We start from the raw sequence: 21,353 nt of genomic DNA on the forward strand, positions 1-21,353 counted from the left end.
TATATATTGGAAGTTTTGTGCGGCAATAACTATGACATTATACCACATTCAACGGGGGGGAAGTGCAATCTTCACGGAAAAGACTTATTTTTGAGTATTTACACCAAGTATGCCACCGAGCGCCCCAGATGCGAATAAAATGCCAAGTAATTGGAGGGACTGAAGATTCAACCCTGCATCGAATGCCAGAAAACCGACTAAGAAAATGAGAATGAAATAGAAGACGCCGACCATGCCCCCGTGATACCAGCCGCGGTTACCGGCCCGTTTACCTGAAACCCATCCTCCAATAAATAAGGAGACCGCGTGGATGATGGTTGTTAATGTGTGTAAGGAGCTTTCTTGTGTGCTTGTTAAAAGCAAAAACAAGGAGGTCACAATGGTTCCAATGGTCATCATACTAAATGAGTAGACAAGTCCTGAAAATAATGGCGATGTTATTCGAACCTGACTGACCGTTTTCATAGGGTTCACAGGCATCATTCCTTTCCTATATTCGAGCGCTTCATTATCATCATTGTATGGCCAAGCACATAGAATTAGTACAAACTATAGATCAAAGGAGTGTGATTATTTATGACTGAATTCTCTCATGGACCGGTGATGTGGCAAGCTGTAGCGGCGCTGCTTATTTTTGCAGCTGCTTACATTTGTATATTGATTGAAAAATGGGATCGTATGTATACCGCGCTTGGTGGGGCTTGTTTGATGCTGATTTTAGGCATTGTACCGCTCCAAAAAGCACTAACAACCTACGCGAGTTGGCCGATTTTAATCTATCTCGTGAGTCTTTTCATCATATCGAGCCTTTTCCAGAAAACTGGCATTATTTCGTATATCGTAAGTTCAATTGTTCGAAAATATCGCATGCGGGCACTTACCGTTATCATTAGTCTCTCGCTGCTAGCGGCGCTGATCTCTGCGCTCTTGGATAGTTTAATGGCTGTTGTTGTCATCGTTCCTTTCATCATAATTGCGTCCAGAAAAATGAGGTTACTGCCGGCCCCATTTCTAATATCGATGTTATTATCCGTACATATTGGCGGTGCAGCAACGATTATGGGGAATATACCTAGCCGTATGCTAGGGGCGTCAGGGCATATTTCGGCGGGGGAAATGTTCATTCAATTATTTCCTCTGATTTGCTTGCTGTTAGCCGTCGTTTATCTCATTATGTGGTTGATCTATCGAAAGCGCTTAGTAGCGGCTGAAGCACACATGCGTGAGCTGTTAAGCATTAAGCCAAGCTCCTATTTATCTCCCCATAAAGAATTCGTCTTGGGAAGCAGTATAATTACAGGGGTGACCTTAGTTGTGCTATGTCTTCATGGTTTATTAGCATGGAGTCCAGCCTACATTACAGCCTCCGGGGCTATTGCTTTACTAGCTATGAATTACAAAGATATTTTTGAGGTAATTAGAAATAAGGATTTTGGTGCGGTATGGCATCACTTGAGAGAAACACAATGGCTCTTTTTCTTGGGACTTTTTATCATGGTTGGGGGCTTGACGTATGCAGGTTTTTCAGGTTTTATTGCAAATCGAGGGCTAGAGCTAAGCCAAGGGAGCATCCCGTTCCTATCCATTCTATTGTTATGGTTGAATAGTTTTGGTACAGCGATGATGGATAATATCCCATTCATTGCTGCGATGATTCCGATTGTTGATCAAATGGAGCAGCTTGTAGAGACGTCAACTCAGCCGATGTGGTGGGCATTGATCGTCGGAAGCGGGATAGGAAGCGGTGTGACACTAGTGAGCTCAATCGCCAGCTTATACGCGGCATCTTTTACCTATCATGATGGTGTAAAGTTAAAACAAAGTGAGTATGTGATGGTTGCTGCCCCGATTTGTTTCGTGCTGCTCTTGATTTCTACGTTATATTTCAAATTATTCTTGTTGTAATTGCCAACAATTGAATACGTAATATCTGCATGATGAGGTGCGTACGCGGTCAGAATACCAGTGAACTCCGAGAACGAGCTAGAGCTTAGATCAGGGAGGTTGCGATGGAGATTCTGACCATTTTTTTGCGTACGGTGCTTATCTATTTTGTTGTTTTTCTCATGCTTCGTATTATGGGGAAACGTGAAATTGGTAAGCTTTCGCTTTTCGATCTAGTCATTTCGATCATGATTGCGGAAATTGCTGTGTTCGTGCTTGAGGACGTGAAGAAGCCTCTTGTGTCTGGTATTTTACCGATGGGGACTCTGGTGCTTATTCAAGTTGTCATTGCCTATATTACGTTGAAAAGTCGCACCATTCGTGTGCTTTTCGACGGGAAACCGAGTGTGCTCATCAATAAAGGAATGATTAATCGAAACGAAATGAAGAAGCATCGTTATAATTTAGATGATCTGATGCTGCAATTGAGACAAAATAAAATTATGAACGTGGCCGATGTGGAATTTGCGATCTTGGAACCTTCGGGGAAGTTAAGTGTAGTTGAGAAAGATAAAAATGAAAAAGAGACAGGGCTGGAGGTAACGAAATTAAATAACAAGATTCGTTACGAAGGCTTGCCGCTGCCTCTTATTATGGATGGTAAAGTACAAGACGAAAACTTAGAGAAAATTGGTCAAACGAGATTTTGGTTGAAAAATCAGCTGCAAGAACAAGGAGCTAGGGATTTTAAAGAAATCTTCTATTGTTCAATTGATCATCGCGGCAGAATGTTTCTTGATCGAAAGAGGTGAGTCGCTGGAATTCAACGTATTAATTTTTTGCCCATATTCAGCAGTCGACCGATATCTTTAAGACTGATGAGTCGAAATACCGTGATGAAAAAGATATAGGAAAAGAGCCCTAACAATAAGGAGGACACAAATCGTATCCAGGTCGCGGACACCCAAGGCGTGTACATGATAAAATAACAAACAAGACCTGAGAGAAGCATGGCCGCGCCAATTTTCCCGAAACTGCTGCCTTCCATACGGAATTTGAGCAGACGAACGACACTATTCCAGTGTAGCAGTGTAACCAAAACGATATTCACATTAATGGCGAATACAGCGCCGTGTATGCCCATTTCGGGCTTGCTGGCCAACCAATAGATTAAGAATAACTTGACTGTCGATCCAATTAACGTGTTGATTAGAGCAGCTCCAGGCTTGTTTAATGCTTGTAAGGCAGATTGCAGCGGAGCTTGAAAATAAATGAATATCGCGATCGGTGCCATCATCTTAAGCATGACACTGACATCAGGCTGATTGTACAGATACTTGCAAATCGGTTCAGCGAGTACGAACATCAATACAGAGAAAGGGGCACCTGTCACTAAAGCGAGTTTTAACGATTGATGCAATCGCATGTGGATAGTCTTGAGGTCTTTGCGGGCGGCAGCTTCACTTAATGAGGGAATCAGAGAAACGGATAATGACATGGTCAGTGCACTCGGTAAAAGGATGATAGGAATGATCATACCTTGTAAGGCTCCGTACTGCGCGGTTGCAAGTGATGTGGTAATGCCGGCGATCGCTAAGCTTTGAGCAATTAAGATCGACTCCAATAAGTAGGAGCCAGCACCGATAAGTTTGCTTCCTGTGATCGGGATTGAGATACGTAAGATTCTACGCAGATTGGAGAGTCGACCTGTTGTTTTCTTCGTTCCTATTTGAGCAATTGGAGGCTTAGCTAAAGCTTTTTTATCCCATCTAAAATGAATAGCCAATACGGCTAGTCCGCCAATTTCGCCTGCCAAAACGCCAATCATCGCACCTGCTGCCGCATATTCGATGCCATAAGGGACCATCATATAGGAACAGACGAGAACCATGATAATACGAATCAACGTTTCCATAATTTGTGAGGTCGCGGTAGGAATCATATTTTGTCTGCCTTGAAAGTAGCCGCGATAAACAGCAGAGACGCCAATAATGGGTATCATGGGGCTCATACATAGGAAAGTATAGTAAACACGGGAATCCGTCAATAAATGAGACGTGATCCATGATGCTCCTAGCAGGCAGACAACTGTAAAAATGAAGCTAAGTGATATCGTGATCGCTAGAGATATGCGCAAAATGCTGCGAATCCGGGTCTCATTCTTCTCAGCTTCCGCTTCTGCGATCAGCTTGGCAATGGCAATGGGAATACCTCCGGTAATGATAGTTAAAATAACGGACAGGAATGGCCAACCCATTTGATAAATACCAATGCCTTCAGCCCCGATCACGCGCGGTAAAGTCATTCGGGGTATGAAGCCAAGTATGCGATTCAAAATGCCTGCGGCGAGCAGGATCATTGTACCTCTAATAAACGACTGCTTGGTCACTGCCATACCCTCTTCCGATATTGTCATACCTATGACTATGCGCGAGCTGTCCAAGCTCATGCTAAGATTTTATGGACAAGTGCGCATTTGGCAGGAAATTCCGAGGTGGCTATCGAACTATATAACTTACAGGTAAAACGAATGCCTTAGCTTATGCTTACGTAGATAGTTTTGCTTAAGCAAAACTTTTAGGAGGATCCCCCATGAATGACGCACAGGATAACGGAAGTGAAGAAGAGCATCCAGGTATGTCGGATCAAGAACTGAATGAAATTATCGAAAGTTTGTGTTTGAGCAAGGTTGAAGAGTTTATTCTGCTTGGATACGAGCACGTTACTGGCAAGGATATATGGGATTGTGTAAGTGATAAATACCGCAAAACAGGGTTGCCCTCTCTCCATCAAATCGTAAATGACATTTTGTCCCTCAAATCTACAGCGTTTATGAACTGGATGACGATTAGTATGTATAGAGGAGCCCAATTCTAAGAATGGGCTTATTTTTTGCGTGAAACGACTTAAATTGACTCGTTTTTCAGACCTGAGTATAATAGGCATATTGAGTATTGAAGGGAGACTAGCAACAGATGCTGGATTGGAAAAGAATTTCGTTCTTTTTTCTAACGGTTGTCATTGTTCTTGGCGCAGTTGGAATAACGAGCCCTGGGCTTGTAGATCGTATTAAGCTTGGATTGGATTTAAAAGGCGGTTTTGAAATATTGTACACCGCAGAGCCATTAACGGCTGGACAACCCCTCACGAAGGAAACGCTTACGGAAGCTGCACAAAGCCTTGCTAAACGTGCGGATTCACTTGGCGTTGCTGAGCCTGAGGTGTACCCAGAAGGATCAGATCGCATCCGTGTTCGTCTTGCAGGTGTTGAGAACGAAGAAGAAGTTCGTACTTTGATGTCCAAACCGTCTGTACTTACTTTCAGAGGTCCTGATGGAACGGTATACATGAATGGAACAGACTTCGTCGAGAATGCAGCGAAATTAAGCTATGATCCGAATACGAAGCAACCGATCGTTGAGATCAAAATGAAGAGCAGAGAGAAATTCAAAGAAGTAACAACGAAGTTGGTTGGCAGTACCTTGTCTATTTACTTGGATGATGTTGTACAGTCCACGGCATCGGTTAATTTCCCAATTGACAGCGACTCAGCAATCATTACACAAACAAACGTTGCAGAAGCAACCAAAGTAGCGAAGATGATTAACTTGGGTGCAATGCCTCTTAAATTAACGGAAAAATACATACAACGTGTCGATGCGACATTAGGAAAAGCCTCCTTGCATGAAACAGCCAGAGCAGGGTTAATCGCTTCGATCTTAATCTTCTTGTTCATGGTGATTTACTACCGTGTTCCAGGTTTAGTTGCTGCTTTCACTTTGATTACGTATGTATGGGTTTTATTAGCGATCTTTGACTTTATGAATGCCACGTTGACGTTGCCTGGTATTGCCGCCCTTGTATTAGGTGCAGGGATGGCCGTTGATGCGAACATTATCACATACGAAAGAATTCGCGAAGAAATCCGTGCAGGCAAGAGTATCCTTTCTTCTTTGAAAGCAGGGACGAAGCATTCCTTCCGTACGATTATGGATGCGAACGTTACGAATTTAATCGCGGGTATCGTGCTGTATTATGTAGGTAACGGTGCTATTCGCGGATTCGCAGTTATTACGATGATGAGTATTATTATCAGTATCTTAACGAACGTTTTGTTCTCCAGATGGCTGCTACATCTTATTATCCGGGGTAATTTGCTGAAAAAGCCAAGTTATTTCGGTGTGAAGGAGGCAGACATCCGTGGACTCTAAGCAAAAGTATGATTTTGTAAAAAATCGTAATAAATTTTTCATCTTATCGGCTGCAATTCTTATCATTGGGTTAGTTGTTATGTTAATCTCAGGTATGAATTTCGGTGTCGATTTCAAAGCAGGAACGAATATCGACCTCGTTGTGGGTAAACAACTGGACAGTGCGAAGGTTGAGGAAATCTTGCATGGCTTGAACACCAACGGTGATGTGAAGTCGAAATATGCGGATCCTACAATTGGTGGTAACAATAGTGATCGCGTGTCTATTCGTTTCGATGACGTGCTTGACGATGCGACAGTGAACAAAATCCAAACCGCTTTTGCAACAGCTTATAGCGCAGAAGTTTCCAAGGAAATTAATACCGTGGATCCACAGCTAGCGAAAGAATTATTGATGAAAGCTGTCTATGCAGTTGCAATTTCAAGCGTACTAATTTGTTTGTACGTAAGTATCCGTTTTGAATGGCGTTTTGCTTTGGCTGCGATTATCGCTATTCTACACGATGCGTTCATCGTTATCGCGATGTTTGCCATTTTCCGCTTCGAAGTGAATCTTCCGTTCCTTGCGGCTGTATTGACCACAATCGGTTATTCCATTAATGATAAGATCGTTATTTTTGACCGGATTCGTGAGAACCTGCGTTTTGCTAAACTGAAGACAGATGCAGATTTAGTTGCACTCGTTAACGACAGTATCTGGCAAACGATGGCACGTAACATTAATACAGTACTCGTCGTGTTAATCGCTGCAGGTTGTTTGTATCTGTTCGGAAGCGAGTCCATTAAGTTGTTCGCTTTGGCTAAGTTAATTGGTTTAACGAGCGGTGCTTACTCTTCCATCTTCATTGCATGTTCCTTATGGTACTTGTTCAAAAGAAATTCCTTATCACGTTCTAAAAAGAAAGCTGCAGCGTAATAACCATAATAACCGGCCGCGTGATTGTTGCGCGGCCTTTGTATCCGTTCAGGGGGAATGTCCACGTGAATGATGAGGGATTTCGTAAGACAGAATACGCGCTTTGGTCAGCAATACTTGTACTTACCGTGTTAGCTTGTCTGATGGGGATTGTTGGCTTTCAAGTACATAGTAATTCTCTGGTCGCAGCTGCCGCGCAGTCGGGAGCAGGAATTTGTGTAGTTGCTGCTGCCATCAACAGAGTAAGGATGATGAGAGTGCAACTTGCTGGAGCTTCTTTACGTGGATTGGATCCACAAATTTCAGTAAGTTCTATTCTATTCATTGTCTTGATCTTATTAATTGGTGCTGAATTAGGCGTTATTACGGTTAAATCCTTGATCAACCAGGTCGAATATGATGCCACCATAATGACCTTCGCTGTTCTCGTTTTTTCGCTGCTTGCGAAGGAAGCGATGTTCCAATTCTTAAGTAAGCTTGGTAAACAGTTAGGGACTGAGGAATTTATTGCCAATGCACGAAGACGCCGTTCCGATATATACTCTTCTTTTGTGGTCACTGTAAGTGTTCTCTACACGATGCTGACTCAAGCAATTGGATTTACAGCATTTTCTTATGTAGACACCTTTGCAGGACTCATCGTTGCACTTTTTATAGGTAAAATGGGTTTCTCGTTAGTCAGCAAAACCATATCTACACCAACAGCAAAAGTTCTTCACCAAGAAGAGGCAGCTGATTTTGTTAAAGCTGTTCAAAAGATTCATGGTGTGATTATGGTTGATGATTTGAACGCGAGAGAACATGGGCATTATGTTGTCATCGACATGACCATCAGTGTGAATCCTAGGCTTTCAGTTTGGGAAGGGCATGAGGTGTCAAAGAAGATTAAACAACAGCTGATGAAGCAATACCATCATGTATCGCATGTATACATACATGTAAATCCTTACGATGCAGGTTACCCTTATAAGCAGGCAGATGTGGAAGCAAGTGAGCTGCCGTCTGTTTTACACTAAATCATTGTTTTCGAAGATTACGTACCGTGAAATTTTCATAGGAAAACACCAAGGAGGAGCCACCAAGTGCTAGCACCGAAGGCAAGATGGAACATTGGAAATGCGGATGAGGCGCTTGTTGAAGAATTTGTTCGTGAGCTGCAGTTGGATCCCTTGGTAGCCCGTATTCTAGTTCTTCGAGATATTCGCAGCGTGTCTGAGGCCAAACAATTTATGCAAGGTGGCGTCGGTGATTACCATGATCCCTATTTGTTAGATGGGATGCTTCCAGCTGTGGAGCGTATTCGCAAAGCCTTACACAATAAGGAATTCATTCGTATTTACGGCGATTATGATGCAGATGGAGTAAGCAGTACATCCTTAATGGCGCATTTGTTAAAAGGGTTAGGAGCACATTTCGATACTTACATTCCACATCGGATTCGAGAAGGCTATGGATTGAATCGTGCTGCAATGGACTTGGCCAAGGAACAAGGTGTCCAGTTGCTTATCACTGTGGATACGGGAATAAGTGCTGTTGATGAAATAGCGTATTGCCATGAAATTGGTTTAGATGTGATTGTGACTGATCATCATGAACCACCAGAAGTGCTGCCTGACGCGTTAGCTGTGATTAATCCTAAGAAGCCTGGCTGTCCGTATCCCTACAAGCTATTAGCAGGTGTAGGTGTGGCATTTAAACTTGCACATGCGCTGCTAGAGCGGTTTCCAGAGGAACTTCTTGAGTTCGCTGCGCTTGGAACCGTTGCCGACCTTATGCCGCTCACAGGTGAGAATCGGTTGCTAGTGAAGATGGGCCTCGCACGTATGCAGGATTCCAGCTATGTTGGATTTCGTTCGTTGATCGGTGTGTCGGGCATTGAACGGAAAGAGATTACTGCTGGACACATCGGTTTCTCGCTCGCTCCGAAAATTAATGCGAGTGGTCGCTTAGAAGCGGCTGATATTGCCGTCAAGCTGTTGACCACAACAGATGAAAAAGAAGCGGAGCAAATTGCCTTCGAATTGGATATGCTGAATAAAGAGCGTCAACAAATTGTTGAGGATATGGTCCAAGAAGCATTTGCGATGGCTGAGGAGCAGCGAGCGAAGGGCTTGGATAAAGTCATTGTCGTAGCTAAAGAGAACTGGAATGTTGGTGTCGTTGGGATTGTAGCCTCCAAGATTGTGGAGAAATTCTATCGACCTACGCTTGTGCTGAGCATTGATCCCCATAAGGGTATGGCCAAAGGCTCTGCACGTTCGATTGCAGGCTTTGATTTGCACAAAGCGTTGACAGCTTGTAAGGACCTACTGGACCACTACGGTGGTCATCAAGCAGCCGCAGGGATGAGCTTGGATAGCAGCCATCTGGAAGCTTTCGCAATTCGACTAAATGAGCTTGCAGCGGCAACGTTAACGGATCAGGACTTCGTACCTGTATTACGGGTAGATAATGCGTGCAACCTAGCTGATGTCCCGATTGCAAGCATTGAGGGGCTAGAATTACTGGCACCATTCGGAATGGGGAATCCATCGCCTAAGTTCATGTTCACGGATTTAGGTCTTGAAGATATTCGGACCATGGGCAAAGAAAAACAGCATTTGAAGCTGGGACTATCTCAAGCTAAGGATGAAGTTAGCTGTTCGGTAGAAGCCGTGGGCTTTGGCAAAGGTAGCTTAGCAGCATTAATTGCCCCCTCGGCCAAGATAGATATCTTAGGAGAACTTTCGATTAATGAGTGGAATGGTGTTAGAAAGCCACAGATCATCATGCAGGATCTGCGAATCCCGCACACGCAGGTATTTGATTGGCGTGGCACGGGACAATTACACCTGAAGCTTGCAGCGCTTGCGAGCAATCTCTCAGCAGGACCAGCGGCGCCACTGCGCTCACCTGGAATCGTGCTGTTTGATGAAGCGGATGCACCGTTGTATCAAACAGTAGCTGCACAAGTCGGGCATCAAGTGCCGTATTGGATCGTGCAGGATACTGGCCAAGTAAGGCCAGCCAATGAGGCAGCGAACGGGGTGGCGTTCGATGAGCTGCAAGATGTCATTCTGTACACGTTGCCTCGTCGTATTGACAGCTTGAAATCAGTACTTCAGCAGGCGACAGGGATGATGCGGTGCTACCCTGTATTTGCCGAGCTAGGGCAGGACAGCGGCAATACATTGCCTTCAAGGGATATGTTCAAGATGCTGTATGGTACCTTGCAAAAGGAGAAATCACTTCAACTGCAAGATACCAGGATGATGACATCTTTCAGTAAACGGTCAGGATTATCACTCGGAATGATTCATTTTATTTTATCTGTTTTTGAGGAATTAGAATTTGTCGTAAAACATGATAATATGGTTACATTAAGTGCCACACCTGCCAAAAGAGATTTAACAACATCACGATTGTACCAGCATCGATTGCATCGTCAAGAAGTTGAAGCCATTGTTATGTATTCTTCAGCGAAAGAGCTGGAGCAATGGATCGCTGATCACATAAAATAAACAGAGTTTACATTGGAGGAAATCATATGAATTTCAAAGATTATATCCGCGTTATCCCGGATTTTCCACAGCCAGGTATTCGTTTTAAAGATATTACGACGCTGTTGCAGAATGGCCCTGTGTATAAAGAAGCCATCGAGCAATTAAAACAACTCATTCAAGACAAGGAAATTGACGTAATTGCAGGTCCGGAAGCGCGTGGATTTGTCATTGGTGCCCCTCTGGCTACAGCACTCGGCGTGGGCTTTATTCCAATTCGCAAAAGTGGCAAATTGCCCGGCGAAACGATCGAAGCGGATTATGCGCTAGAGTACGGCAAAGATAAGTTGGCTATGCACAAGGATGCCATTAAGCCTGGACAGAAAGTGCTTATTGCGGATGACTTGCTTGCAACAGGCGGAACGATTCAAACGTCCATTGATTTGATCAAACAGCTTGGTGGAGAAATCGTCGGAGCTGCTTTCTTAATCGAGCTTACGTACTTGGATGGCCGCAGCAAATTCGAAGGTTTTGATGTCGTATCACTTGTTCAATATTAAGACAGGGTTGGAGAATCGAATGTTCGTTATTCGATTCTCTTTTTCATAGCATTCTAAGGAGTAAATGTGATGAGTTTGCGGCAGCTATGATGCTTTTTGTCGAAGCCTGTACGTGAATAGTTGACGAGGGGCCTGACTAGCAGGCATAATGAATAAAAATCGACTAAAGGGAATGGGTAATGCATGGGTATAGAGCAGCTGCTGGAAAAGGCCGCCACCTATCTGAAAGAGAATGATTTGCAGAGGATTCGGGAGGCCTATGAATTCGCGGATGAAGCCCATCATGGCCAAGTACGCAAATCGGGTGAGCCCTATATTCTGCATCCACTCGCTGTTGCAGATATATTGGTGAATATGCAGATGGATGTCACTTCGGTGATCGCCGCACTTCTGCATGATGTGGTTGAAGACACGACAGTTTCACTCGAAACTGTTTTAGATAAATTCGGGAAAACCTGTGCGATGCTCGTTGATGGTTTGACGAAGCTGGAGCGCATTAAGTTCAAATCCAAAGAAGAGCAACAGAATGAGAATTACCGCAAAATGTTCGTTGCGATGGCGCAGGATATTCGGGTTATTCTGATTAAGCTTGCGGATCGTTTGCATAACATGCGGACACTTAAGTATCAATCGGAAGAAAGCCAGCGCCGCATTGCGGAAGAAACGCTGGAGATTTTCTGCCCGATTGCCCATCGACTCGGTATTTCCACAATCAAATGGGAGATGGAGGACATTGCCCTCCGTTATTTGAATCCGCAGCAATACTATCGGATTGTGAATCTCATGCAGAAGAAACGGACTGAGCGTGAGCAATACATTGAAGATGTCATTCACAGCATCAAAGAGAAGTTAGATGAGATGGGGATTCAGGGGGATATTTCGGGAAGACCGAAGCATCTCTACAGCATTTACAAAAAAATGAGCTCCCGCGGCAAGCAATTTAACGAGATCTACGATCTCATGGCTTTACGCGTCATTGTTGACGGCATTAAAGATTGCTATGCTTCTTTGGGTATCATTCATACGTTATGGAAACCGATGCCTGGCCGTTTCAAGGATTATATTGCGATGCCGAAGCCGAATATGTATCAATCCTTGCACACGACCGTTATTGGGCCGAAGGGTGAGCCGTTAGAGGTTCAGATTCGGACGTGGGAAATGCATCGTACCTCCGAGTTCGGGATCGCCGCACATTGGGCTTACAAAGAAGGCGGCACTGTTGTTCCATCGGGTACCTTCGAGGATAAAATGAGCTGGTTCCGCGAAATTCTGGAGCTTCAGCATGAAACGAACGATGCGTCTGAATTCATGGAATCCATGAAGATGGATTTCTTCTCGGATCTTGTTTTCGTATTTACGCCAAAAGGGGAAGTCATCGAGCTTCCAGCTGGCGCAGTTCCGTTGGATTTTGCATATCGGATTCATACAGAAATCGGCAACCGTACCATTGGTGCCAAAGTCAATTCGCGGATCGTTCCGCTCGATCATAAGCTCAAAACCGGTGATATTATTGAAATCCTAACTTCTAAGCATTCCTATGGGCCAAGTCAAGATTGGATCAAAATCGCGCAATCCTCCCACGCACGCAGTAAAATTAAGCAGTGGTTTAAGAAAGAAAAGCGTGAAGAGAACGTTGAAAAAGGTAAGGATATGATTGAACGTGAGCTTAAACGCTTAGCCATCGATCCTCCAACCTTAATGAGCGATGATAAAATGTTGGAAGCGGCGAAGAAGTTTAATTTTAGCGATATTGAAGACATGCTCTCAGCGGTTGGCTTTGGTGGCATAACGGCAGCACAAATATGTACCAAGCTAACAGAGAAGCTGCGTAAGGAAGCGGAAGAAGCCCAGATTATTAAGCTAAGCAGTGAAGTGAAAGAGGTCAAAGCACCTGTATCCTCGGAGCGCAAAAGCCGTCCTACAAACGGTGTACGCGTCAAAGGTGTAGATAACTTGCTTGTCCGATTTGCTCGTTGCTGCAATCCAGTTCCTGGGGATTTCATTATTGGCTATATTACTCGCGGGCGCGGCGTTTCTGTCCATCGGTCGGATTGCACGAACATTCCAACGAGTATGGGCGAGGAGGAACGGGTTATTGAAGTGGATTGGGCAGAGGCTGTTGAGTCTAATTTCAATGTGGAAATTGAGATAACAGGCCATGACCGCCGCGGCTTCTTAAACGAAGTGCTGCAAGCTGTTTCGGAGAGCAAGACAATGATTTCAGCTGTTTCTGGGCGTTCCGATAAGAACAAAATGGCGACGATTCATATGACGATTTTGATTAAAAATATCGACCACCTACAGTCCGTTGTAGAAAAAATAAAACGCGTTAAAGATATTTATTCGGTTCAACGGATTATGCAGACCTAGTTACTAAGGGGATTTAGGAACGATGAGAGTTGTTGTTCAACGTTGTAAGAATGCGGAAGTCACCGTCAATAATCAAACTATCGGTCGCATTGAGCAGGGGCTCATGCTATTGGTAGGCATAACCCATGAAGATACCGAACACGATGCGAAGTATCTTGCAGATAAAGTGGCCGGGCTTCGAATTTTTGAAGATGAAACAGGTAAAATGAATTTGTCTGTCCTTGAGACAGGCGGAGCTATCTTGTCTGTGTCACAATTTACGCTATATGGAGATTGTCGTAAAGGCAAACGGCCAAATTTCATGTCAGCGGCAAGGCCCGAACAAGCAGAACCTTTGTATCAGGAATTCAACAGATTGCTCAGAGAGCAGGGTTTACAAGTTGAAACGGGTGCATTTGGTGAAATGATGGATGTTTCCCTAACGAATTGGGGACCTGTTACCTTGATGATCGATAGTAAATAAGCTATTTGGGAGAAGGATTCAGGATAGGCAGTCTAGTCACTGGTTATACTATACATGTATAAACTAGCGGTTAGGAGCCTACAGATGCGTCAATCCATAAAAGAAAAGATGATGACTGCCCCGATACAGCAACTTTTCCATTCCTCTATGGCTGAGCGGATGAGTCAAGGAAATGCCTTTGCGGATGTTGAAATTAGTGCAGAATTCACTTCTGATCAGGAAAAAATGAAAAGTATCCCAAAGAAATCGTTCCGGTAATTCATAAAACCACGTGTGCGCTGTTCGTCAGCCTTGCGTGGTTTTATTTGTGCCGAAGGCAGAATTTCTCTCCTCCATCAAATTGTGGTAAACTAGCCTATGGAATTATTGTAAGACATGCAGGAGATAAGGTGGGTGCTTAAAGTCGTAATGGCAAATTCGAATCGCAACAAATCCACATCCAGAGGTTGGCTATGGTTAATGGTAGTTTTGATTGTACTTACGCTGGTTGCTGCAACGGCCGCCATGTACTATCAATATAATCACCATAAGAACGCCAAAGGACATAGTGATCAGCAACAAGCCCTTGAAGAAGTGAAATCGGTAAAAAAGGCGAAAGAAGCCTATGATGTCATTGTAATTGGAACAGACCCGGAGGGCGTAGCCGCTGCGGTTTCATCAGCTCGGAATGGATTGAGCACACTTTTAGTCGATGGCCGGGATCGTGAGATTTTTGGCGGATTAATGACACTCGGCTGGATTAATTCCTTGGATATGAATTATTCCACAAGCAAAACCTTGCTCGGCAAGGATGATGTCTGGAATAAAGGGTATTTCTCGGAATGGTATGCCAAAACGGAAGGCGATTCCTTCGATGTGAATACAGCGGCCAATGCCTTCTACGATGCCGTAAAGAATGAAAAGAATATTGATGTCTTGATGAAAACCAAGAAGATAGACCCACTGCTTTCGCAAAATAAAAATGCGGTGCAGGGTGCGACGATAACACTTGAAAATGGCAGCACGCAAGTTGTCAAAGCCGCTTCAGTCATTGATGCGACACAAGATGGTGACTTCGCAGCAGCAGCAGGGGTTCCTTTTACAATGGGACATGAGGATATCGGAGATCCAAAATCGAAAATGGCCGTCACGCTGGCGTTTCGTTTGAAGAATGTCACACCTGAAGTATGGAAATTGATGGCCAATCGATTGAATGGGGATGACAATTCGGGTACGGGTGTTACCGATGTGAGTGTATTTGGATACAGTGAAATGAGCAATTATCCTGCACTTAACAAGGAAAGAGCCAAAATGAGAGGCCTCAATATGGGGAGGCAAAATAACAATACGGTGCTTATTAATGCCTTGCAGATTTTTGGCGTAGATACCTTTGATCCGAAATCGGTTCAAGAAGCATTCGATATTGGGAAGAAGGAACTGCCGAATATTGTTGCTTATATGCAGAAAACGTTCCCGGAATTCTCATCCGTTGAGCTCGATGGTTCAGCACCAGAGCTTTATGTGAGGGAGACTCGACATATGCAGGGTGAATACCGATTGAGTATCGTCGATGTTTGTACAAATGCGGATCAGTGGGATCGCATCGGCTTCGGATCTTACCCCGTGGATATCCAGCGTATAGCGCCTACAGACTCAGGTAATGTCGTGTGTAAGCCGAAACAATATGCGATTCCATTCCGCAGCATCGTTCCACAGAAGATTGATGGGTTACTTGTGGTAGGTAGAGCGGCAAGTTACGATACACTGCCACATGGAAGTGCTCGCGTTATGCCGACGGGCATGGCAGAGGGTGAGGCGGCTGGAGCTGCGGTGAGTTTGGCAAAAGCGGAGAATATGACGTTCCGTCAGATTTCAGCATCCAAGGACATGATAGCAAAGCTGCAGGCTCAGCTGAATAAGCAAGGCATGGAAGTTCAGCCGATGACCATTAAGCCGCAGCCATTTATGGAACATAAGTCATTCGAGGGTTTGAAAACGGCGATGATGCTCGGACTAGCATCTGGTGCTTATGATAATAACTTCCGCCTTGACGACGCGGCTAATCCGAAACGAATGGTCAATGTGGTTGGTGGCGCGAGGAAGATGAAGCCGGATGCATTTGCAGGAGACGTTAACCAAGCCATCGCTAAGGTGGACAATGCGGACAAAATTCCGTTGACTCTTGAGCAAGCAAGCTATACCTTCACGCAAGCACTTGGTATTAAGGGCACGGCTGCTGAAGCGCAAGCGAAGCTCGTAGAGGGAAAACTGCTAACAGAAGCTACGATTAATGGCATTGCAGATAAGCAAAAACTCACCAATGCAGATACGTACATGATGATTCGTGACGTTAAGATTGGTTTGACAGGTAAGCCTTAGATACATCAATAAAGAGCCTTATTGCCGCAGTAGATGTGGCTGTAAGGCTCTTAGTTTGTAGTTGGCTATGACAGAAAGGATGGTTGCGGTTACATTTCTCAGTCTTCGTCGGCAGCTTCTTCGTCCGCTTCTGCTTCAGCGGATTCCTCTGCTTCTTCGTCGTCGGCAGCTTCTGCCTCCTCGTCTGCGGATTCTTCACTTTCAGCTTCCTCTGATTCCTCAGCTTCTGCTTCTTCCTCATCAGCCGCTTCTTCTTCCGCTTCTTCAGCATCCGTATCTGACTCTTCAATGGCCTCTTCTTCGGCTGCTTCTTCGTCAGCAGTTTGATCTTCTACAGTTTCGGCTTCGGTTTCGGATTCCTCAGAGAAAAGCACCACGAGATCTTGACGTTCCTCTTGAAACTCGTTTTGTAGTGTCATTGTTACAGCCTCCAGATGTTATATTCAAGGCCATCCGCCTTGTTGTACATGTATATGTGAAAATAGGATGAATATACGGATGAAACGAAATGAAAATGCTTGAAAGTTAACGGGATTTTGGTGTAATCAAATTGTAATAAGAGCTTCATGTTCCTTTAATCTAGGAGGGATATACTAATAGTCGACCCCCTTTAAAATATAAACTTTTGAAAGCCTGCTGCCTCGTGCTGCAGGCTATTTTCTTTGTATACAAAGAAAAACCGCCACAGCCTAAGCTGGACGGTTTGCGAATTTAATTTTTACATAAGTGCATCTATGGAATAATCACCAGCACCGATTAAAGCAACGCCAAGTGCTATGACTAGTAAGGCTAGATTATATTCAAATCCATTGGAAGTTACCCAATAGCCGTTTTTGCCATGAACTTTAATAATAGCCATAATCATTGTAATAATAATAAGAGCAGCGCCAACTTCTGTCCACAAACCAGCGGCGAAGAGCAGGCCGCCACCTAATTCGATTAAACCAGCTACGACCGCCATCATGACACCTGGTTTGATACCGATGGATTCGAAGAATCCGCCTGTACCTTTAGGTCCGTAACCTCCAAACCAACCAAACAATTTCTGTGTACCGTGTGCCGCCATTGTTAACCCAATCACCAAACGAATAATCAATAGTCCTAATGCCATACTAACATCTCCTCTTTTAATATATTTTGTTTAACAACTTACTTTATGTTAGTATATTATTACGAAGCACTTACTTTTGTCAAGCGACTATGTTAAAATAGTTATTACAGAAGTGTTTGGTGCCGTAATCGGCAAGAACTCGAAGGAGATGATTAAGATGGAAAATGATCAACTATGTCCCAAATTCGAGCATGCATTCGAACTTCTGGGAAAACGTTGGACAGGACTTATCGTGAATGTATTGTTATCTGGGCCTAAGCGGTTTAAAGATATCTCCGTATTAATCCCAAGTATGAGTGATCGCATGCTCTCAGAAAGATTCAAGGAGCTCGAAGCTGCGGAGATTATTATTCGGCATGTTTATCCAGAGACACCGGTACGGATTGAGTATGAATTAACGCCTAAAGGGAAAGGACTTCAGCCTGTTATGGATGAAGTACAGAAATGGGCGGACACTTTTAACTAAATATAGGTTGAGGATGCATAGTAAGTATGGTTGTCTCTTGACTTTGCCCTTACCAATGTTTACAATAACCATAATGTAATTCCATAAGAATGTGATCCATTGAAGGGACACAGTAATTTGCCCCCACATGTACAGAGAAGGAAGCCTAGGCTGCAAGCTTCCCATGATGAGCGAATGAACAGACCTCCCCGAGGACCAACTGGGAACAGCCATGAGCTCATGTGCTAAGTAGTAGTTGTGCGAATAGCGGGCGTTAACCGCAAAGAGCAAGATGTGTTTGATTGCGTAAGCAGGAAACATAGCATGCTGAATGTGGGTGGTACCACGGGTGAATTTGTTAATCAAATCTCTCGTCCCTGACGTAAGTCGGGGATGGGGGATTTTTTGCTTTTAGAAAGGCGCGTAAGTAGAGAAAAAGGGAGGTTACTTCAATGAGTATTCAGAAGCCGAAAGGTACACAAGATCTGCTTCCAGGCGAGGTCGAGAAATGGCAGTACCTAGAATCCAAAGCGAGAGACTTGTGTCAACGTTTTAATTACAAAGAAATCCGTTCACCAATTTTCGAGAGTACTGAGCTTTTTTCGCGCGGGGTTGGAGAAACGACAGATATCGTTGAAAAAGAAATGTATACCTTTCTTGATAAAGGTGACCGGAGCATGACGCTTCGCCCTGAAGGTACGGCGGGGGTCGTTAGAGCGTATGTAGAAAATAAACTCTATGGTATCCCTGATCTGACAAAGTTGTTTTATGTGGGACCTATGTTCCGCTATGAACAGCCGCAAGCGGGGAGATACCGCCAGTTTCATCAGTTCGGAATTGAAGCATTCGGATCCGTGGATCCAAGTATTGACGCCGAAGTGATCGCGCTTGGCTACACGTTCTATAAAGAGATTGGACTAAAAGAGGTAACCGTGGAGGTTAACTCCGTAGGTACACCTGCGGTTAGAACGGCTTATCGTGAGCAACTGCAGGCTTTCTTTGCCCCAGTGAAGGATCAGCTATGTAAGGATTGTCAGTCGCGCTACGACCGTAATCCAATGCGTATTCTCGATTGCAAAATCGATCAAAAATATGGTGTAGGCGCACCTGATATCCTTGAGTTCTTGGATGAAGAGTGCAGCACTCACTTTGCACAAGTGCAAGAGCACTTAACAGCGATGGAGATTCCGTACCATATTAATCCTCGTCTTGTGCGCGGTCTGGATTACTACACGCACACTGCGTTTGAATATAAAGCAGCAGGTATCGGTGCAATAGACACGATTGGTGGGGGCGGACGCTACAATGGTCTAGTCGAACAAATCGGTGGCCATGGTACAGATCAACCAGGTGTAGGCTTAGGTCTTGGTCTAGAGCGTATTCTGCTTGTACTGCAAGCGCAAGGGGTTGAAATTCCTAAGCCTGAGCCGCTTGATGTGTACTTGATTGGTCTAGGCGAAGCCGCGGAGAAAGAAGTTACAAAACTTCTGCACCAGCTTAGAGTTCAAGGCTTAAAAGCAGAGAAGGACTATCAGGGCCGCAAGATGAAGGCTCAAATGAAGTCCGCTGATCGTTTCCAAGCAACCTATGTGGCGATTCTTGGTGACGATGAGTTGGCACGCGGCGAGATTACGCTGAAGAAGATGGAAACAGGAAATCAAATCACGCTAAGTTTAGTGGATCTTGCTTCAAACGCTGCAAAGACACTATTCGAATAGACAACTACACCAATATGGACACTACGAGGAGGAAATAACAATCATGATGCTCAAAACACATCATTGTGGGCAGCTAACAAAAGCCCATGTAGGCGAAACAGTAATACTTAATGGGTGGGTGCAAGTAAGACGCGACTTTGGCGGCCTTCTTTTCATCGATCTACGTGATCGCAGTGGCTTAATACAAACGGTGTTTAGCCCGAATTTCTCTGGCGACGCATTGGCGATTGCAGACCGTGCACGTAATGAATACGTGCTTGCAGTTAAAGGGAAAGTCGTAGAACGTGATGCTGAAACAGTGAACAAAAACATCCCGACAGGTGAAATCGAAATTCAAGTTACAGAAATCGAAATCATGAACGCAGCGAAAACACCTCCGTTCTTCATTGAAGATGGCGTAGAAGTGGATGAAGCGGTTCGTTTGAAATATCGTTACCTAGACCTGCGTCGTCCAGAAATGCAACGTACCTTGATGCTGCGCTCCAAAGCATCCAACGTATTCCGTAATTTCTTGGATTCCCAAGGCTTCATTGATGTAGAAACACCGATCTTGACGAAAAGTACACCAGAAGGCGCACGTGATTACTTAGTACCAAGCCGCGTCCATCCTGGTGAGTTCTTTGCACTTCCACAATCCCCACAAATCTTTAAACAGTTGTTGATGGTTAGTGGTCTTGAGCGTTACTACCAAATTGCTCGTTGTTTCCGCGACGAAGATCTTCGTGCAGATCGTCAGCCTGAGTTCACACAAGTCGACATCGAGACGTCCTTCTTATCCCAGGATCAGCTTCTTGAGATTCTTGAAGAGCTTGTTGTGAAACTGATGAAAGAAACAGCGAATGTTGACATTCCTCGTCCGTTCCAACGGATTACACATGCGGACGCGATGGCGAAATATGGCTCAGATAAGCCTGATCTTCGTTTTGACCTTGAACTGAAGGATGTATCCGACATCGTTTCTACTTCTGGCGTTCAAGTATTCGCAAGTGTAGTAAACGGCGGTGGCCAAGTTAAAGCACTTAATGCCAAAGGCTGCGGCACTTGGAGTCGTAAAGAAATTGACGATCTTCTTCCATTTGCAGCACGTTACGGCGCGAAGGGTCTTGCTTGGATTCAAGTGAAAGACGGCGAGTTCAAAGGGCCTATCGTGAAATTCTTCAACGAAGCTGAAATCGCTGCATTGACAGAGCGTTTAGGCGCGGAAGATGGAGATCTACTTCTATTCTCTGCGGATAAAAAGAAAGTCGTTGCTGATGTGCTAGGTAATCTTCGTTTGAAAATAGGTCGTCAACTTGGTCTTATCGATGACTCGGTATTCAAATATGCATGGGTTGTAGACTTCCCACTTCTTGGATATGACGAAGAAGCGAAACGTTATGTAGCAGAACATCACCCGTTCACTCGTCCGAACGAAGAAGACATTCATTTCTTTGATACAGATCCAGGTCAAATTCGCGCGCAAGCATACGATCTAGTCTTGAACGGCTATGAAGTAGGCGGCGGATCCATGCGGATTTACCAACGTGATGTGCAAGAGAAAATGTTCGCAGCGCTAGGCTTCTCCAAAGAAGAAGCGTATGAACAATTCGGCTTCTTGCTGGAAGCATTTGAATACGGTACGCCTCCACACGGTGGCTTTGCCTTCGGATTTGACCGTTTGGTGATGTTAATCACAGGCCGTACGAACCTAAGAGAAACGATCGCATTCCCGAAAACAGCTAGCGCAACAGACTTGTTGATGGACGCTCCGGGAACTGTTGATGATAAACAACTAGAACAACTATCGATTCGCTTAGCGCTTAAGCAGCCTGCTGCGAAAGCCTAAGAACTTTGAAGAG

Annotated in this window: 19 protein-coding genes; 15 read left to right on the plus strand and 4 right to left on the minus strand. The window is 44.5% G+C overall.

Annotated elements, in window-relative coordinates:
• Positions 1-84: 84 nt before the first annotated feature.
• Positions 85-465 carry a TIGR04086 family membrane protein gene (locus ASL11_RS04900; protein ID WP_235549783.1) on the minus strand — a complete coding sequence of 127 codons (381 nt, stop codon included), beginning with the start codon at positions 463-465 and terminating at the stop codon, positions 85-87.
• 111 nt (positions 466-576) lie between these two features.
• On the opposite strand from ASL11_RS04900, the gene ASL11_RS04905 reads away from it, so the two are divergent.
• Positions 577-1,905, plus strand: coding sequence for an SLC13 family permease (locus ASL11_RS04905; protein ID WP_056610414.1), 1,329 nt, complete (start codon positions 577-579; stop codon positions 1,903-1,905).
• Positions 1,906-2,009: 104 nt separating this feature from the next.
• Positions 2,010-2,696 (plus strand): DUF421 domain-containing protein, encoded by a 687-nt coding sequence (locus ASL11_RS04910; protein ID WP_056610417.1) that lies wholly within the window; start codon positions 2,010-2,012, stop codon positions 2,694-2,696.
• A gap of 11 nt (positions 2,697-2,707) precedes the next feature.
• Here ASL11_RS04910 and spoVB read toward each other — a convergent pair whose 3' ends face one another.
• The gene (gene spoVB / locus ASL11_RS04915; protein WP_056610420.1) at positions 2,708-4,273 is read right to left on the minus strand and encodes a stage V sporulation protein B; all 1,566 of its coding nucleotides are present in this window, start codon (positions 4,271-4,273) and stop codon (positions 2,708-2,710) included.
• 203 nt (positions 4,274-4,476) lie between these two features.
• Between spoVB and ASL11_RS04920 the strand changes: the two genes are divergently transcribed.
• The 10 genes from ASL11_RS04920 (at position 4,477) to ASL11_RS04960 (ending at position 16,241) form a co-directional block, all read left to right on the plus strand.
• Positions 4,477-4,761 carry a post-transcriptional regulator gene (locus ASL11_RS04920; protein WP_235550377.1) on the plus strand — a complete coding sequence of 95 codons (285 nt, stop codon included), beginning with the start codon at positions 4,477-4,479 and terminating at the stop codon, positions 4,759-4,761.
• Positions 4,762-4,862: 101 nt separating this feature from the next.
• The gene (gene secD, locus ASL11_RS35625; protein WP_082595266.1) at positions 4,863-6,095 is read left to right on the plus strand and encodes a protein translocase subunit SecD; all 1,233 of its coding nucleotides are present in this window, start codon (positions 4,863-4,865) and stop codon (positions 6,093-6,095) included.
• The gene (gene secF / locus ASL11_RS35630; RefSeq protein WP_056610424.1) at positions 6,085-7,011 is read left to right on the plus strand and encodes a protein translocase subunit SecF; all 927 of its coding nucleotides are present in this window, start codon (positions 6,085-6,087) and stop codon (positions 7,009-7,011) included. Before secD ends, secF begins: the two co-directional genes overlap by 11 nt.
• 65 nt (positions 7,012-7,076) lie before the next feature.
• Positions 7,077-8,027 carry a cation diffusion facilitator family transporter gene (locus ASL11_RS04935; protein WP_056610426.1) on the plus strand — a complete coding sequence of 317 codons (951 nt, stop codon included), beginning with the start codon at positions 7,077-7,079 and terminating at the stop codon, positions 8,025-8,027.
• Between the two features lie 66 nt (positions 8,028-8,093).
• Positions 8,094-10,511: a single-stranded-DNA-specific exonuclease RecJ gene (recJ, locus tag ASL11_RS04940; RefSeq protein WP_056610429.1), complete on the plus strand. Its 2,418-nt coding sequence runs from the start codon at positions 8,094-8,096 to the stop codon at positions 10,509-10,511.
• A gap of 26 nt (positions 10,512-10,537) precedes the next feature.
• Positions 10,538-11,050, plus strand: coding sequence for an adenine phosphoribosyltransferase (locus ASL11_RS04945; RefSeq protein ID WP_056610431.1), 513 nt, complete (start codon positions 10,538-10,540; stop codon positions 11,048-11,050).
• A gap of 183 nt (positions 11,051-11,233) precedes the next feature.
• On the plus strand, positions 11,234-13,420 hold the full coding sequence (locus tag ASL11_RS04950; RefSeq protein WP_056610433.1) for a RelA/SpoT family protein: 2,187 nt from the start codon (positions 11,234-11,236) through the stop codon (positions 13,418-13,420).
• A gap of 22 nt (positions 13,421-13,442) precedes the next feature.
• Positions 13,443-13,883: a D-aminoacyl-tRNA deacylase gene (gene dtd / locus ASL11_RS04955; RefSeq protein ID WP_056610434.1), complete on the plus strand. Its 441-nt coding sequence runs from the start codon at positions 13,443-13,445 to the stop codon at positions 13,881-13,883.
• Between the two features lie 84 nt (positions 13,884-13,967).
• On the plus strand, positions 13,968-14,141 hold the full coding sequence (locus ASL11_RS36290) for a hypothetical protein (RefSeq protein ID WP_157256822.1): 174 nt from the start codon (positions 13,968-13,970) through the stop codon (positions 14,139-14,141).
• Positions 14,142-14,276: 135 nt separating this feature from the next.
• Complete coding sequence (locus ASL11_RS04960; protein WP_235550378.1) at positions 14,277-16,241, plus strand: FAD-dependent oxidoreductase; 1,965 nt, start codon at positions 14,277-14,279, stop codon at positions 16,239-16,241.
• 98 nt (positions 16,242-16,339) lie between these two features.
• On the opposite strand, the gene ASL11_RS04965 is transcribed toward ASL11_RS04960, so the two are convergent.
• Positions 16,340-16,660, minus strand: coding sequence for a hypothetical protein (locus tag ASL11_RS04965; protein WP_056610436.1), 321 nt, complete (start codon positions 16,658-16,660; stop codon positions 16,340-16,342).
• Between the two features lie 299 nt (positions 16,661-16,959).
• A complete protein-coding gene (locus tag ASL11_RS04970) occupies positions 16,960-17,352 on the minus strand; it encodes a DoxX family protein (RefSeq protein ID WP_056610438.1) in 393 nt (130 codons plus the stop codon).
• Positions 17,353-17,509: 157 nt separating this feature from the next.
• On the opposite strand from ASL11_RS04970, the gene ASL11_RS04975 reads away from it, so the two are divergent.
• The 3 genes from ASL11_RS04975 to aspS all read left to right on the plus strand — a co-directional run bounded on the left by ASL11_RS04975 (position 17,510) and on the right by aspS (position 21,340).
• On the plus strand, positions 17,510-17,818 hold the full coding sequence (locus tag ASL11_RS04975) for a winged helix-turn-helix transcriptional regulator (protein ID WP_056610440.1): 309 nt from the start codon (positions 17,510-17,512) through the stop codon (positions 17,816-17,818).
• A 431-nt stretch (positions 17,819-18,249) separates the two neighbouring features.
• Positions 18,250-19,515 (plus strand): histidine--tRNA ligase, encoded by a 1,266-nt coding sequence (gene hisS / locus ASL11_RS04980; RefSeq protein WP_056610442.1) that lies wholly within the window; start codon positions 18,250-18,252, stop codon positions 19,513-19,515.
• Positions 19,516-19,558: 43 nt separating this feature from the next.
• On the plus strand, positions 19,559-21,340 hold the full coding sequence (gene aspS, locus ASL11_RS04985) for an aspartate--tRNA ligase (protein WP_056610444.1): 1,782 nt from the start codon (positions 19,559-19,561) through the stop codon (positions 21,338-21,340).
• Positions 21,341-21,353 lie beyond the last annotated feature (13 nt).

This window comes from Paenibacillus sp. Soil750 (assembly GCF_001428045.1).
Classification (GTDB): domain Bacteria; phylum Bacillota; class Bacilli; order Paenibacillales; family NBRC-103111; genus Paenibacillus_E; species Paenibacillus_E allorhizoplanae.